This is a genomic window from Terrimonas sp. (assembly GCF_003075435.1).
GTDB lineage: Bacteria > Bacteroidota > Bacteroidia > Chitinophagales > Chitinophagaceae > Agriterribacter.
Genome location: NZ_QCZJ01000004.1, coordinates 130,899 through 147,416, shown reverse-complemented (window position 1 = coordinate 147,416; position 16,518 = coordinate 130,899). Strand labels below are relative to the sequence as shown.

General features: G+C 41.3%; 12 protein-coding genes. 10 read left to right on the top strand and 2 right to left on the bottom strand.

Annotated features, from left to right (window positions below; translation table 11 throughout):
• The first annotated feature begins 82 nt into the window (after window positions 1-82).
• The 7 genes from DC498_RS06620 (at window position 83) to DC498_RS06590 (ending at window position 10,588) form a co-directional block, all read left to right on the top strand.
• On the top strand, window positions 83-1,594 hold the full coding sequence (locus tag DC498_RS06620) for an NAD(P)H-hydrate dehydratase (protein WP_116873360.1): 1,512 nt from the start codon (window positions 83-85) through the stop codon (window positions 1,592-1,594).
• A gap of 70 nt (window positions 1,595-1,664) precedes the next feature.
• On the top strand, window positions 1,665-3,863 hold the full coding sequence (locus DC498_RS06615; RefSeq protein ID WP_116873359.1) for a sodium-translocating pyrophosphatase: 2,199 nt from the start codon (window positions 1,665-1,667) through the stop codon (window positions 3,861-3,863).
• 382 nt (window positions 3,864-4,245) lie between these two features.
• Complete coding sequence (locus DC498_RS06610) at window positions 4,246-5,949, top strand: T9SS type A sorting domain-containing protein (protein WP_116873358.1); 1,704 nt, start codon at window positions 4,246-4,248, stop codon at window positions 5,947-5,949.
• A 374-nt stretch (window positions 5,950-6,323) separates the two neighbouring features.
• Complete coding sequence (locus DC498_RS06605; protein WP_116873357.1) at window positions 6,324-6,707, top strand: BlaI/MecI/CopY family transcriptional regulator; 384 nt, start codon at window positions 6,324-6,326, stop codon at window positions 6,705-6,707.
• Window positions 6,708-6,722: 15 nt separating this feature from the next.
• Window positions 6,723-8,477, top strand: coding sequence for a M56 family metallopeptidase (locus DC498_RS06600; protein ID WP_116873356.1), 1,755 nt, complete (start codon window positions 6,723-6,725; stop codon window positions 8,475-8,477).
• 117 nt (window positions 8,478-8,594) lie between these two features.
• A complete protein-coding gene (locus tag DC498_RS06595; protein WP_116873355.1) occupies window positions 8,595-9,473 on the top strand; it encodes a carbon-nitrogen hydrolase in 879 nt (292 codons plus the stop codon).
• A 32-nt stretch (window positions 9,474-9,505) separates the two neighbouring features.
• Window positions 9,506-10,588 carry an agmatine deiminase family protein gene (locus DC498_RS06590; protein WP_116873354.1) on the top strand — a complete coding sequence of 361 codons (1,083 nt, stop codon included), beginning with the start codon at window positions 9,506-9,508 and terminating at the stop codon, window positions 10,586-10,588.
• A 59-nt stretch (window positions 10,589-10,647) separates the two neighbouring features.
• On the opposite strand, the gene DC498_RS26630 is transcribed toward DC498_RS06590, so the two are convergent.
• Complete coding sequence (locus DC498_RS26630) at window positions 10,648-10,770, bottom strand: hypothetical protein (protein ID WP_255415832.1); 123 nt, start codon at window positions 10,768-10,770, stop codon at window positions 10,648-10,650.
• Between the two features lie 27 nt (window positions 10,771-10,797).
• On the opposite strand from DC498_RS26630, the gene DC498_RS06585 reads away from it, so the two are divergent.
• The 3 genes from DC498_RS06585 to DC498_RS06575 all read left to right on the top strand — a co-directional run bounded on the left by DC498_RS06585 (window position 10,798) and on the right by DC498_RS06575 (window position 14,667).
• Window positions 10,798-11,739, top strand: a complete 942-nt coding sequence (locus DC498_RS06585) for a hypothetical protein (RefSeq protein ID WP_116873353.1) — start codon at window positions 10,798-10,800, stop codon at window positions 11,737-11,739.
• A 95-nt stretch (window positions 11,740-11,834) separates the two neighbouring features.
• Window positions 11,835-12,329 (top strand): DinB family protein, encoded by a 495-nt coding sequence (locus DC498_RS06580; RefSeq protein WP_240627895.1) that lies wholly within the window; start codon window positions 11,835-11,837, stop codon window positions 12,327-12,329.
• Window positions 12,330-12,513: 184 nt separating this feature from the next.
• Complete coding sequence (locus DC498_RS06575) at window positions 12,514-14,667, top strand: S9 family peptidase (RefSeq protein WP_116873351.1); 2,154 nt, start codon at window positions 12,514-12,516, stop codon at window positions 14,665-14,667.
• A 10-nt stretch (window positions 14,668-14,677) separates the two neighbouring features.
• Here the strand turns inward: DC498_RS06575 and abc-f are convergent, their stop codons facing one another.
• Window positions 14,678-16,264 (bottom strand): ribosomal protection-like ABC-F family protein, encoded by a 1,587-nt coding sequence (gene abc-f, locus DC498_RS06570; RefSeq protein WP_116873350.1) that lies wholly within the window; start codon window positions 16,262-16,264, stop codon window positions 14,678-14,680.
• Window positions 16,265-16,518: the final 254 nt, after the last annotated feature.

Genomic DNA, 16,518 nt, shown 5'->3' with positions numbered 1-16,518 from the left:
TAGGGTTTGAAGCCCGGCGATTCAGCGCTGCAAACCCTATAGGTTTACGGACTGTAAAGACAAAACTGTTTCGATCAATAACATGAAAATCTTTTCCGCGGCGCAAATAAAACAATGGGATGAATATACCATGCAGCATGAACCTGTAAGTTCTTTAGGCCTTATGGAACGTGCCGCTACAAAATGCGCGGAGTGGGTTATTCAACATACTGATCTTAATAAAAACATCATTATCTATTGCGGCCCGGGTAATAATGGCGGAGATGGTTTGGTAATAGCAAGGATTTTATTGCTCCGGGGAAGAAAAGTACAGGTATATTTTGTAGATGGATCACAGTCCGCGGATTTCAAGTCCAATTTTGAGCGGTTGCTGCAACATAATATTTCACCGGTATTATTATCCTCCCCGGATCTGTTTCCGGAGCATAGAGATGAGGATATCATTATTGATGCGCTTTTCGGCTATGGATTGAACAGACCATTATCTGGCATAGCCGACGTTTTGGTAAAGCATATCAATCAATCTAAAGCAACTATTGTTTCCATAGATATTCCCAGCGGATTATTTGCCGACAAAAGCTCAAAAGGAAACACTATAGCGGAGGCAGCACATACGCTCACTTTCCAGATAATGAAACTTGCTTTTTTGCTGCCGGAAAATGCGCCATGTACTGGAGAAGTAACAGTACTCGATATAGGTCTGCATCGCGATTTTTACAATCATACTGATGCCGCATTTGAAATAACATCCCACAAAACAATCCATAACTGTTATTCGCCCAGGAAAAGATTCTCACACAAAGGCACTTATGGCAGCGCAGCGCTTATTGCCGGCAGTCATGGTATGATGGGGGCGGCAGTGTTAGGAGCACAATCCTGCATGAGAAGCGGAGCAGGCAAGCTTACCTGTTATATTCCTAAATGCGGTTATGCTGTGCTGCAATCCACTGTGCCTGAGGCTATGTGCGTAACTGATGAAAATGAAACACATCATACCAGCCTCCGGTTAAAAATGCAATATGATGCTTATGCAATTGGACCCGGTATAGGGCAAAGTGAAGCAACTGTTGCAGTGCTTAAAACATTATTACAGCAAAAGCCTGCCAGGCTGATTATTGACGCCGATGGCTTAAACATACTGGCTGCGCACCCGAGTTTGCTGGGCCAGCTTCCGGCAAATACCATACTTACCCCACATCCCAAAGAATTTGAAAAGCTTTTCGGCAAAGCTGAAAACGATTTTGACCGGATGCAACTGGCGCTTGATAAAGCAAAAGCATTACAGGCATATATTGTATTAAAAGGCTTTTATTCCTTTATTGCCACCCCGGGTGGGAAAGGCTATTTTAACCCTACCGGTAACCCCGGAATGGCTACCGCCGGCAGTGGCGATGTGCTTACCGGTATATTGCTTGGATTATATGCCCAAACCAGCGACCCTGAAAAAGTAGTAGTAACCGGCGTTTACCTGCATGGGCTGGCCGGAGATGTGGCGGCTGTTGAAAAATCCGAAGAAGGCTTAATAGCGGGTGATATAGCAGATTACCTGCCCCGGGTTTGGCTGGCAATTAAAAAGCCTGAATATTTTCGGTAAATGGCGTTATTAGGCTCTAATCCCCTATTTTTGCCACCCAAAAAACTCACAAAATCAGAACTTAACGATTATGGACAAATTGTTCTACCTCGTGCCCGCAATGGGACTTCTTGGATTGCTCTATACTTACGTGAAATTCAACTGGGTTTCTAAACAGGATGCCGGCTCTGACCGCATGAAAGAAATCAGCAATTATATCGCTGAAGGCGCTATGGCGTTTTTAAAAGCCGAATGGAAAATTCTTGGCTATTTCGTGGTAATTGTAGCTATTCTTTTAGGTGTAATGGCCCAGGCAAATCCTCATTCACACTGGTCTATTGCTATTGCATTTGTAGTAGGCGCTGTGTTCAGCGCTGCTGCCGGTTATATAGGCATGCGCATAGCAACCAAAAGCAATGTGCGCACGGCACAGGCGGCTAAAACAAGTTTGTCTAAAGCCTTATCGGTATCCTTTACCGGTGGCTCTGTAATGGGATTGGGTGTTGCCGGTCTGGCAGTACTGGGTTTAGGCAGTGTATTCATCATTTTATATATGCAGTTTGTTGGCAGTTATACTGCAGGCACACAGGAATATTCAGACGCTATGCTTAAAGCCATTGAAGTATTAACAGGCTTTTCATTGGGCGCTGAAAGTATCGCGTTATTTGCCCGCGTGGGCGGTGGTATTTATACCAAGGCTGCCGATGTTGGTGCTGACCTGGTGGGTAAGGTAGAAGCAGGTATTCCTGAAGATGATCCCCGTAACCCTGCAACTATTGCAGATAACGTGGGAGATAACGTAGGGGATGTTGCGGGCATGGGCGCCGATCTTTTTGGTTCTTATGTGGCAACCGTTCTTGCAACAATGGTGTTAGGCCAGGAAACACAATCAACTGATAATTTTGGCGGGCTTGCACCGATCTTATTACCAATGCTCATTGCTGCAGCAGGTATAATATTCTCAATAGTAGGCACCTGGTTTGTGCGGGTAAGTGATGCTGCAGGTATCAATACAGATAATGTGCAGAAAGCATTAAACCTTGGTAACTGGGGGTCTATAATACTTACAGCGCTGGTATCCATCGGGCTGGTATATTATATCTTACCCGAAACAATGACGCTTCGTGGTCATGGCTTTACCAAATGGGGTGTATTGGGCGCTATAGCCGTTGGTTTGGTTGTAGGCGCTTTAATGAGCATCATAACCGAGCATTATACAGCAATGGGTAAACGCCCGGTTATGTCTATCATCAAACAATCTTCTACCGGTCATGCTACCAACGTAATTGGCGGTTTGGCGATTGGTATGGAATCTACGTTTTTACCCATATTAGTGCTGGCAGGTGGTATTTGGGGTTCTTATGAATTTGCAGGATTATATGGCGTGGCTATTGCCGCTGCCGGTATGATGGCAACAACCGCTATGCAGTTGGCAATTGATGCCTTTGGTCCTATAGCTGATAATGCGGGTGGTATTGCAGAAATGAGTGAACTGCCTAAAGAAGTTCGTGAAAAAACTGATGTGCTGGATGCCGTGGGTAATACTACCGCCGCTACCGGTAAAGGCTTTGCGATTGCTTCCGCGGCATTAACTGCGCTGGCGCTGTTTGCAGCGTTTGTAGGTGTGGCAGGTATTGATGGTATTGATATTTACAAAGCAAAAGTATTAGCTTCTCTTTTTGTAGGTGGTATGATACCATTCATTTTCTCATCGCTGGCTATCCGCGCTGTTGGTGAAGCTGCTATGAGCATGGTGGAAGAAGTACGCCGCCAGTTCCGTACCATCCCCGGAATTATGGAAGGAAAAGGCAAGCCTGAATATGATAAATGTGTGGCTATTTCAACCGAAGCGTCTATTAAAAAAATGATGCTGCCCGGCGCTATAGCTATCGTTTCTCCATTGATCATAGGCTTTTTATTAGGTCCCGAAGCACTGGGCGGATTTTTAGCCGGCGCTACTGTTAGCGGTGTATTGATGGGCATGTTCCAGAATAATGCCGGTGGCGCATGGGATAATGCGAAGAAATCATTTGAGAAAGGCGTTGAGATAAACGGAGAGATGTACTATAAAAAATCGGAGCCGCATAAAGCATCTGTAACCGGTGATACTGTTGGAGATCCATTTAAAGACACTTCCGGTCCTTCTATGAATATTCTTATTAAGCTGATGTCTATTGTATCATTGGTAATTGCGCCAACACTGGCTCAAATGTTTGGTACAAAAGACCATGCAGCGGTTAAGAAAAACAATATTGAAATGGTGGGCAAGATGGAAAAAACAGCTCAATAATGTGCTGTTTTTCGCTAATAAATTGTTATCAGCCTGATTGAAGAATAAATTTGACATAGGATAACTTCTTATAAAAAGCATAGTAACCATTGATTATCAGGAGGCAATTTTTAAAATTGCCTCTTTTTGTTTAAATACGCATCTGAAAAGCCACTTTAAACGTATTTAAACATAGAAAATTTACGATCAATATCTTTTTGGTTTTGTAAGTTTTCATATCTTCACAACTCTTTTCCCCTGTATCCTAAGTATTCCATCCTTGAATCACCCCGCCATTATTCAAGTTTCTTTTGAAAAAACTACACACCAGGCTCCTATATTAACTATTTGCGTACTAAATAGTGCATTTCATCCTGACGTCTATAATTAATAAAATTTTTGTATGAAGTTTATTCTACCCTTGTTGATTGCTGTAGTTTTTTCAGTAACGGTTTTTGGGCAAAGTATTAACTATAATGATGAGGTAACCTGGGATGGAAGTGTTCCTGGATATGCAATATTAACAGATTCGGGCGTTGTTGGAGGTTCAACTACAGTAAATAGTATAAGATTTCGAATAAACGGAGTTACTTATAATCACACAACTCAAACGTTCAGATTTCCAAGTGCGCCTGCAGACAATGCATGGGCAACAGATTTTAGTTATAATGAAGCAAATTTTGGCCAAATTGGCAACAACGTAGATAACTTTCAATTTCAGGGAACAAATAATATTATAGGTAACGGTAATATTATTTTCGATGATGTGTATTTCAACATTGGTGTAAGTAATATTATGAATATTACGAATTATAAAGGTGTTTTTCAGTATGGGGAACAAAATTTCGGTATGCCTCCCTGCGGTATAATGGTTACAAAAAAGTTATATTTCAATAATGGTATAACAACAACCAACAGGGATTATCCGATACAGGGAGCCATCGCCTTTGTAAACAATGCCTCCTATCAATATAGCACAGCATTAAGCGATGCCCAGCACGTGGATGGATTTGTTACGGAATTTGTACATTTTAATAATTCAACCGGTGCAGGCGGGCATGGAGGCAATTTTATTTACCCGGTAGGAAATACTACAGAAGCGTACCAGTTGCAGCGCTCGGGTACGTTAGATGATTGGGGTACTTTGTTAACCGTGGGTTGGGTAGATGGTGACCCTAATACAACCATTGACCTCACCGGAACATCTGGTGGTGCAGGTGGATCCATAAACTATACTGAAACAACAAACCTGACTGCCCCGATAGCTGCTGTATCTGCCATTGGTTTTTGGGACTGGCATTATCAGTCTACAGGTGATGATACATATTCGGCTATAGCTTTAAGTCATGATCAAACCATTACGGTTTCTATTCCCAGCCTTGAGAGTTCTTCGGCAGCAGCGGGCGATTTGCGTTTGGTAGGCTGGAATGCCGGCACTGAAAAATGGATCAATCTCAGCGGTAATACGGGAGCTACAGGCGTAACGAAAGGCTCCACGCTTACCGGTATTATTCCGGCAGGGGTTACTATTACAGCATTAGCTATAGGAAGCGTTAGCGCTATTTTACCGGTAACCTTTGGCAACTTTACAGTAAAACCTGTTAAATGCACAGCGCTGTTACAATGGAAAACATATACCGAACAAAACAACAGCCACTTTAATGTTGAGAGAAGCCAGGACGGTATACACTTCAGCACCATTGCACAGGTAAGTGGGGCAGGTAACAGCACTACCACAAAATCGTATGAATATACAGATGAAGCTCCTTTGAGCGGAAAAAGCTACTACCGCATAACACAGGTTGATTTTGACGGTCAATACAGCAGCACTCCTATCCGCTTAATAGAAATGAACTGTGAGGGCGCATCATTGAGGGTATACCCCAACCCTGTATCTAACCAGGTAACGGTTAAAGCAGGCAAAGCCATAACGCAGGTAAATGTATTGAGCGCCAGCGGCCAGGCAGTAATGCAATACAGGCCATCATTAAGCCAGAACGGCGGCTTGTTTAATATGAATATACAACAACTGCAAAGTGGTATATACATGCTGCAGATCATCAATAAAGATGGCACAACAGATATTATCAAATTAATGAAGAAGTAAAGCTCCTTCGATCCTGATAGCTTAGCGGCATACAACTTTGTGTATGCCGCTTTTATAATGTATTGCGCAACTCTTAGCCACAAATCACGCTAATGATTACGAATAATTCCAGTATAACAACCTGGTTATCTCACAAAGGCACAAAAAAACACAAAGTTGCACAAAGAATAATAAAACGCTCTGTGTAACCTTGTGTCTTCTTCGCGGCTCTTTGTGCAACAAACCCATTCCCTCCGGGCAGACACCGGAATTCGTAGCGGGAAATATATCAATGATTATTTAAAAACTAATTTTAAACTGTTTCTTAGAATTTTAAAACATTTTTGCCAGATACGAACAAAATCGTATTTTAGCTTACGAACAAAATCGTAAATATGGCGCAACAAAAACCAGGCAAGCCCACAGAAAGTGAACTGGAGATTTTGCAGGTATTGTGGGATAAAGAAGAAGCAACCGTAAGAGAAGTACATGAAGTGCTGGCGGCAAGCAAGGATGTAGGCTATACTACCACCCTCAAGTTAATGCAGATCATGCATGAAAAAGGGTTGGTGAGCCGCGATGACTCTTCAAAAACGCATATATACCAGGCAGCCGTAAGCCGTGAAAAAACGCAGAAACATCTTGTGGGAAAAATGATTGACGGGCTTTTCTCCGGCTCTCCCGCGCAATTGGTTATGCAGGCACTCGGCAACCACAAAACCAGCAAAGATGAACTGGAAGAAATTCAGCAATTATTGAATTCATTGAAAAAGCAATAATCAAAACCGCAAACAATGACTGCATTATACGATTCCCCGCTTTTAATAGCATTGGGTTGGACAATTGCTTCAAGCCTCTGGCAGGCAGCGTTGCTATGGTTAGCATACCAGGTGATAAGCAGCGGAGGAAGAAAAGTTTCACCTGCCTTAAAACATTCAGTTGCTGTATCATTTTTATTTATTTCATTCGCATGGTTTGGTATTACGTTTGCTCAGAATTATAATGAGGTAGCTGCATTAAAACAATCGCTGGAAAATGTTGCCAACAACAATATCACCCTTGCACAGGCATTGTTCAGCATATCAGCAACTGAAGGCGCTGCAGGCAGCAGTATCACCACAGCTTTCAATAGTTTTCTACCTTACCTCTCCGCCGCATATCTTATCATATTGCTTATCCTGTTAATTAAACTTACCAGAGCTTATATTTTTTCTGTACAATTAAAAACGCAGGGGCTGATTGAGCTGGAAGATCATTGGCTGACATTTGTTAATAAATACGCGGCGGGCATTGGCATTAAAAGAAAGGTAAAAGTATTTCTGAGTGAAAAAATAGATGTGCCTGCTACAATGGATTTTTTAAAACCCATCATACTGCTTCCTGTTGCAACATTCAATCATCTTACCATACCGCAGGTTGAATCTGTATTATTACATGAGCTGGCACACATTCGCCGTAATGATTATTTAATAAATATTGTTGCTTCAGTAATAGAAACTGTTTTGTTCTTCAACCCCTTTGTGCATTTACTGGCACAGTCATTAAAAAAAGAAAGAGAACACTGCTGCGATGATCTTGTGCTTTGCCATACCATTGATCCGCACAGCTATGCATCAGCACTACTTTCTCTTGAAAAAATGCGTATTGGTATACAGCCTTTGGCTGTAGCCGCTACCGGGGAAAGCGGACAACTATTAGGCAGGGTAAAAAGGATAATGAATGTAAAAAATACCAGCTTCAACTATGGTCAGAAACTGACCGCACTGGTAATAACCGCCTTTATTCTTTTATCGCTTGCCTGGCTTTCGCCCTCGCCGGATCAGCATATCAATAATGCATCAACAACTATCGCCCGGCACACTATGCATAAAGCATTAACTATTACAAGCGAGCAGGCAATTGCTTCTGCTGAACCCACAGCCGGCACAAAAAATACTCCTTCAGCCAGGACTGAAAGCATTAAAATCATTAAGGATAAGAATCATGTAATTGCAAATATCACTACTGTTGATTCAGTATTCCCGGGCACAGCCGTTGCTCCGCCGGCACCACCAAATCCTCCTGGTATCGCCGCTACTGACCCATTAACAGGTGGTGTTGAGGTGAGAAGAAACATGATTTTTACTCCTGAATATCCTATGGCATTTGCCGGTGAATACCCGGAACAAGACAGAATAGCCTTCTCAAAAGATGTTGAGCTGTACTTTAATAATACTGACTGGGAACAGGCACAGCGTGATTTAGAAAAATCCTATTCTATCAACCTGGATGTAATAGGCAAAGACCTCAAATTCATTATTGCAGGCGAATCAAAATCTTTAAATGAGATTTTAAAGGCTGATCAAAAAAGACAGGTAGCTGAAAAATACCTGCAACAGTTAATTCAGAAGAATTTAAACCAAAAAAAAGTTCAAGCCTTACAACACACTTTATTAGCGGAACAAAGAAGGTTGGGTATTGACCAAATACGCAAAAGGGAAAACCGCACAGACAGTATGAATGTAAAACCAATAAAAAGGAAAGTCATCCAAAAGACAATATGGATATAATAGTCCTCCCGTAAATGCAAATTTAACAGCAGTTTAGCTACTGCTTACCGCAGGCTAATTATTCTCCCCGTAAAATTGAATTTTACCAGTTAATTTTGCACCCTTAATCAAAGGAATATGGCAAAAATTAATGTTGGTCTTGTGCAGATGACCTGCAGTGCAGATAAGCAGGGAAACCTGGATAAGGCAATTACAAAAGTGCAGGAAGCGGCAGATAAAGGAGCGCAGATCGTTTGTCTCCAGGAACTGTTCACCTCGTTGTATTTCTGTGATGTGGAGGACTACAATAATTTTAAGCTGGCAGAACCTATACCAGGGCCTTCCACAGATGCATTAAGTAAGGTTGCTAAAGAAAAAGGCGTTGTAATTATCGCTTCGCTTTTTGAGAAAAGAGCGGAGGGTTTATACCACAATACCACTGCCATATTAGATGCGGATGGCACTTATCTTGGCAAATACCGTAAGATGCATATTCCCGATGATCCTGCATACTACGAAAAGTTTTATTTCACTCCCGGCGACCTCGGGTATAAAGTTTTCAAAACAAAATTTGCTACCATTGGTGTATTGATTTGCTGGGATCAGTGGTATCCTGAAGCAGCACGGATAACATCATTAATGGGCGCTGAAATTTTATTCTACCCCACAGCTATTGGTTGGGCAACATCCCAGGATGAAGCAACCAATACCGAGCAATACAATGCATGGCAAACCATTCAACGCAGTCATGCGGTAGCCAATGGCGTGCATGTTGTAAGTGTGAACAGAGCTGGTTTTGAGCAGGACGGCGCCATGAAATTCTGGGGCGGTTCATTTGTATCAAACCCATTTGGAACTGTTTTATACCAGGCGCCTCATGATAAGGAAGAAGTGTATGTAATTACACTGGACACAGAAAAATCTGACAGGTATCGCACACATTGGCCTTTTCTCCGCGACAGGAGAATTGACAGCTACCAGCCTATAACAAAACGGTATATAGACGAAGAAGCATAATACCAACTTTCAAATTTTAATAAGATACTATAGTGAGCAAAGCTGCAACATCTGCCAATCCTTCGCCATTTAATTTTTCAACACCGAAAAAGCTTGGCTATTATTTTCCTGCTGAGTTTGCGCCGCATAGTGCAACATGGTTGAGCTGGCCGCATAAAGAAGCGTCATGGCCTGGAAAGATCGCATCAATCTATCCAAATTATTGCGCTTTTATAAAAGAGGTTTCTGCAGGTGAAAGTGTGCACATTAACGTGGCTGACGAAGCAATGCAAAACTTCGCTACAGCACAGTTATTGAAAGCTGGTGTTGATCTTAACAAAATCGCTTTTTATTTACATCCTACCAATGATGCATGGTGCCGTGATCATGGTCCTGCTTTTTTGATTAATCCTGATGCTGAACAAAAGAAAGTTATTGTTGACTGGGATTATAACGCCTGGGGAAACAAATATCCTCCTTACGACCTGGATGATGTTATTCCTACATTAATCGGGGAGAAATATAACATCCCCGTATATCATCCCGGCATTGTAATGGAAGGAGGTTCTGTTGAATTTAATGGGACAGGAACCCTGCTTACTTCAACTGCCTGCCTGCTGAACCCCAATCGTAATCCTCAATTAAACCAGGAACAAATTGAGGCATATTTATCTCACTACTACGGAATAGATCAGGTACTGTGGGTAAGCGAAGGAATTGTGGGTGATGATACTGATGGGCATATTGATGATACGGTTAGATTTGTGAATGAAGATACTGTGCTTACTGTGGTGGAAGAAGATAAGAATGACGATAACTATTACCTGCTTCAGCAAAACCTTTCAGAATTGAAAGCAATGCGCCTGCTTAATGGCAAACAACTCAATATTATTGAGCTGCCCATGCCTGATGCGGTGATATATGAAGATCAAAGGCTGCCGGCATCTTATGCAAACTTTTACATTTCTAACGCTGCTGTAGTGGTACCCATTTTTAATTGTGCCAAAGATGACAGGGCACTGCAAATTATCCAGCAATGTTTTCCGGAGCGGAAGGTGGTGGGCATCGATTCTACAGATATTATCTGGGGATTGGGGAGCTTCCATTGCCTGAGCCAGCAGGAGCCTTTGGCTTAAAAGTATGTATCTAAAGGAACGGGTAACTCTGATACTCAATTTTTTGAACCATTAAGGAATTAAGAGAATTTAGTATCCCGAATAATTGGCTTAATGGTTCTTAACTTCTTAATGGTTGAAATCCTGTCTTTTATCAAAACTTTAAGCACTATTCCCGGTGATTTGCCGTTGTTAAGCGACATAGTTAGTATTTTTGCAAACATCATTCTATGAAGCGCTTACACACATATTTTCTTTTGCTGAGCATTTCCTGCTGCTGGATATTATCGGTTGATGCTTATGCACAGTCTGCAAAAAAAACATTCAGCGCATCAATGCAATCCCGTGAAGATTCGATGAAACAATATGCTTTTAGTATTGTAAATGCGGCTTCACCTGTTGATCGTTTTAATGCAGACAGTATTTTTACAAAAATGCTGGTAAGAGCGCTTAAAGAACCCCATTCCTTTTACTATCCTTTCGACTCCTTACAAACCATTTCAAGATTATATGCACCTGACAGCAGTTTCAGGATTTTTACCTGGCAGGTAGTAAAAGATGAGAGCGTATTCCGCAGGCACGGTGCTATTCAAATGAATACAGCAAACGGTGAGCTGGTATTATTTCCCCTTATTGATAAAACCAGCGCTATTGAAAACATCAACAATGCCGCATTAGGCAACGATAACTGGGTTGGCGCTATTTATTATAAAATACTCCTCAATACCTATAATGGTCAAAAATATTATACCTTACTTGGCTATGACGAAAACTCATTTAAGAGCACAAAAAAACGCATTGAAGTTTTAACCTTCAACCAGGATGGCAAACCTGTTTTTGGAGGCGCACCATTCTTTAACCTGACAAAAAACGGGGCACCGGCTCCTCCGCAGGCAAGATTTTCTATTGAATATAAGAAAGATGCTAATGCTTTAATGCGTTACGATAATGAATTAAACCTGATCTTATTTGATCACCTGATACCGGAAAATAATGAGCCTGAAAAAAAGTATACCTATGTGCCGGATGGAGACTATGAAGCATTCAAATGGCAGAATGGAAGATGGATACACGTTGATAAGGTGTTTGATTTTAAACTGCAGGATGGCCAGGCTCCTGTAGAAAAACCGGTTAAAGAAAGTAAGCTCGACATCAGGAAGTCTTCACAATAATTATTTCAAAAAAAGTTTCTTCTATTATTCACACTGCCATAGGGCTGACAGTGGGGCATTGTTATTTTGTTGTACAAAACAATACAACTATGTCAATGATCGCAACGCTTTTAAAAGAAATGGAGCAGGAAGCTCAAACCACAAGGAAAATGTTATCGCGTGTTCCTGATGACAAATACGACTGGAAACCGCATCCTAAAAGTATGACTGTACGCCAGCTCTCTACCCATATTGCGGAACTGCCAACATGGGTAAGCATGGTGCTGAACACGAATGAGCTTGATTTTGCCACAGCACCATACAACCCGGTGATTATTAATAACGGTAAAGAGCTGATGGCATATTTTGAAAAATCACTGGAAGATGGCAAAGCTCATTTAAGTAAGGCTGCGGATGAAGATTTGCAGCCTGCATGGACATTGAGAAATGGAAAAGAAATTTACAGCACTTCCACAAGAGGTGAGTTCATCCGGATTACTTACTGCCAGGTTGTTCATCACCGGGCACAATTAGGTGTATATCTCCGCTTGCTGGATATTCCGATACCAGGCAGCTATGGGCCAAGCGCTGATGAAGCGAGTTTTAACTAAGCCAGTATATTTGGTTAATCGTGAGACGTGACAGCTAAAGGCAAGGTGTGAGCATTTCACGTTTGGGGTCTCACCTTTCACGAATGGCTTTTTTACTTTGTAAAAGCCTTACAATATTTTTTCTCTGCTGTGATTTTTTACTCAAATTTGCCAACATGCTCGTTTAAGTAAAAAATCACAGATCATGAGAAAACTATTCATTGTATTAATCCGTATCGCATTTGCGTTAACCTGCATTGTAGCCAACTTATCAATCAATGCACAGGATAAAAAAATATTAACTTCAGCGGATTATGACAGGGCAGTGAGCAAACTAGGCTTTAAAGTTTCAGAAGTTTTTGCAAAACAGGATATAAATATACAATGGCTGCCGGACGGCAGACTTTGGTTTAAAACACCGGGTGAAAGCTCCTATACAATTATTGATCCCAAAAAGAATAAAAAAAGCATTGCAACCGGTCAGCCCGCTGCTGTAAACAGTAATAACCCCCGTATTAACAGAACCGGTTCTCTTGTAACATCACCTGATGGTAAAAAGGGAGTATTTATTAAAGATTGGAACCTGTGGGTAAAGGATATTGAGACAGGAAAAGAAAAGCAATTAACAACGGATGGTGTAAAAGATTTTGGTTATGCTACGGATAATGCAGGATGGAAACATTCCAATAACGCCATAGTACTATGGTCGCCGGATAGCAAAAAGATCGCCACATTTCAGCAGGACCAGCGGCATGTAAAAGACATGTACCTGGTTCGCACAAAAGTTGGTTCGCCTGAGCTGGAACAGTGGAAATATCCATTACCCGGAGACAGCGCCATTATTAAAATACATCGCCTGGTAATTGATGTGGAGAGTGGAGCAATGGTCCGGTTTAAAATGCCTGCTGATGACAGGCGTGGAACGCTCTGCGATGATATTGCATGTAGCGGTAATTTTGATGACAACCAATGGACAGTTGATGGAAAACAACTGGCTTTTGTTTCGGTTAGCCGTGATCATAAGATAGCAACATTCAGGATTGCAAATACACAAACCGGCGATATCAACACTATATTCCAGGAAAGTGTTGCCACCCAATATGAATCAGGACAAGGTGCTATAAACTGGAAATATCTTCCTGAAACAAATGAAGTTATCTGGTATTCTGAACGAGACGGATGGGGGCATCTGTATATGTATGATGCCGTTAGCGGTAATATAAAGCATCAGATCACAAAGGGTGATTTTGTGGTAACGCGAATGCTGAGTGCAAACCCCAAAAACAAACAGATCATTTTTGAAGCAAAAGGAAAAGAACCCGGGGAAAATCCATATTACAGCCATTTTTATAAAATAGACTTTAACGGAAAAAACCTTATTTCGCTTACTCCAGCTCCGGGAGACCATTCCATCAGTTTCTCACCTGATAGTTTATTCATTATAGATAAATATTCAACAGTTGTTACTCCGCCTGTAACAGAGCTCAGAAACATACATGGAAAAATAATTACAGCACTCGGCAAAACAGATATCAAACCATTGATTGATGCAGGATGGGTAGCCCCTGAAATATTCACGGTAAAATCTGCCAATGCAAAATATGATTTGTACGGATTGCTTTACAGACCTTCACAATTTGAACCAGGCAAAAAATATCCTGTGGTAGTATATATCTATCCCGGTCCGCAGGGTGGAAGCGTCAGTAGCTGGTCTTTCCGGCCTATGGCAGGAGATTTTCAGGCATTAGCAGAGTTAGGTTTTATTGTAATGAGACTGGAAGGCAGTTGTAATCCTGACAGATCAAAAGCTTTTCATGATGAGTGCTATGGCGATATGAGCGTTAACACATTGCCAGACCAGGTAGCAGGCTTAAAGCAACTGGCAGAAAAATACAGTTATATTGATCTTGACCGGGTTGGCATATGGGGGCATAGCGGCGGAGGCTTTGCAACAGCCGCTGCAATGTTCAGGTATCCTGATTTTTTTAAAGTAGGCATTTCGGAATCGGGCAACCATGACAATCGTAATTATGAAGATGATTGGGGCGAAAGATATATCGGCTTGCTTAACGGTGACAACTATGAAAAACAAGCCAACCAGGTATATGCAAAAAACCTTAAAGGCAAACTCCTGATCGTTCATGGTGGAATGGATGATAACGTGCCGCCTTACAACGCATATCTTGTTGTGGATGCGTTAGTGAAAGCAAATAAAGATTTTGATTTACTTATATTTCCTAATGCCCGACATGGTTTTGGCGCAGACAGCTATTATATGATGCGCCGCAGGTGGGATTATTTTGTGCAACATCTTTTAAATGCAGTACCGCCAAAGGAATATAAGATTGAAAGGCGCTGATATTGCTTTTTTAAAGTTCTATTTTCCTTTCTATATTAATTTGTGCCAAAAAGGTTTCATCGTGAGATACAACAATCAGTGTGCCCTGGTATTCCTTTACAGCCGCTGTTAGTATTTCAATATTTTGAATATCTAAATTATTTGTTGGTTCATCGAGCATAATAATATCCGGGGGCTTGCCATTAATCGTCAGGCAACAAAGCAACAAACGCATTCTTTCACCACCGCTCAATGCGCCACAAGGCTTATCCCAATCCTCCCTGGTAAATAAGAAGCGGTTCAGCCTGATTTTAATTTCATGCTCCTGCAAAGCGGAAGTATTGAACCGTTGTGCCTGTTCGTAAACGTTCAGCTCATTATTAATTAAAGAATAATCCTGGTCAATATAAACCGACCTGTTCTCTGCCCTGTTAACTATTCCTGTTTGCGGGGCTATATTTCCCAAAATCAATTTGATCAGGGTTGTTTTTCCAGAACCATTCGCTCCGCTTAAAACAATACGTTCCCCGCTTACTATCTGAAAATTAAGCGGCTCTTTCCAAAGAGGTTGACCGGAATAAGCATAGTTGATATCCGATGCTGTAAATAAAATTTTCCCTTTGTGTAATGAAGAATTATCAAAGCCAAATTTCATTTTATCCATATCGGGCAATACAGAACGCAGCTCCTGAAGCTCCTGTGAAATACTATCTGTTTTTTCTGCATGAATACTTTTGAGTTTTGATGTACTGTTTTCAGCATTGTTTCGTAAAGTATTCATCATTATTCGGGCCACCCCTGCTTTTTCCTGTTTTCTCTTTCCACGTCCGTCAAGCTTTTGCTGGCGCTCCAATGTTTCCCGTTCTTTTTCTTTGGCTTTCCGCAAAGATTTTTCTTTGCTCTGAATATCCTGGCTTAAAGCATTATGCTCAATTTGCTTTTGTTCTTTATAAAAATTGTAATTACCACCATACGATTTAATGCCATGTTTACTCAATTCGCAAGTAACATTTAAAATATTCAACAGTTTCCTGTCGTGGCTTACGATAATCAGTGTGCTTTTTGTAGACCGGATAAATTCATATAATAATTGCCTGCCCGAAACATCCAGGTGGTTGCTAGGCTCATCCAGCAATATTAATCCAGGATAATGAATAAAAATACCGGCGAGAAAGACCTTCGTTTTTTGTCCGCCGCTCAGGGTTTCCATCTTTTGCGACAGGTTTATATTTGTCAGTTGCCAATGCAATAAAGCTTCATTACAGCGTTCTTCAATCGTCCAGTCATCGTTAAGCAATGCATAATTTTCTTCAGTAACATTTCCATTCAGCATTGCTTTCAGTGCATCAAGCTTATGATCAATGCTCAATGCCTGTGCAATAGTTAAATGATTATATTGCCCGAAAATTTGCGGAATATAATAAGGTTGTATATCAACCTTCAATAGCCCACCCGAAGGCTGCAGTTCGCCGGCAATAATTTTGAGCAGGGTAGATTTTCCTGTTCCGTTATTGCCGGTCAATGCTATCTTTTCGTGATCGTTTACAATAAGACTAACGTTGTTAAGCAGTAACTCCTTATTAGGATGAGTGTATGAGATATCCTCTAAAATCAACATAATTTCTTTCGTATATTAAAATTCACAATAACCGCCTCGCGGTTGTGGTTCTTGTTTGCCTGAAAGAAATTATATTCTACATTTTGGGTTACTTAAAAATTCAGATCTGCAAATATACGGGCTTTTCTTAGAAGCCGTTTAAAAACGATTACGGGGATTTTTTGATATAATGATTGCGACACTTTTAGCCACGAATCACACGCATTACCACGAATAATTCCGGCGTAATAACCTGGTTATTTCACAGAGGTACG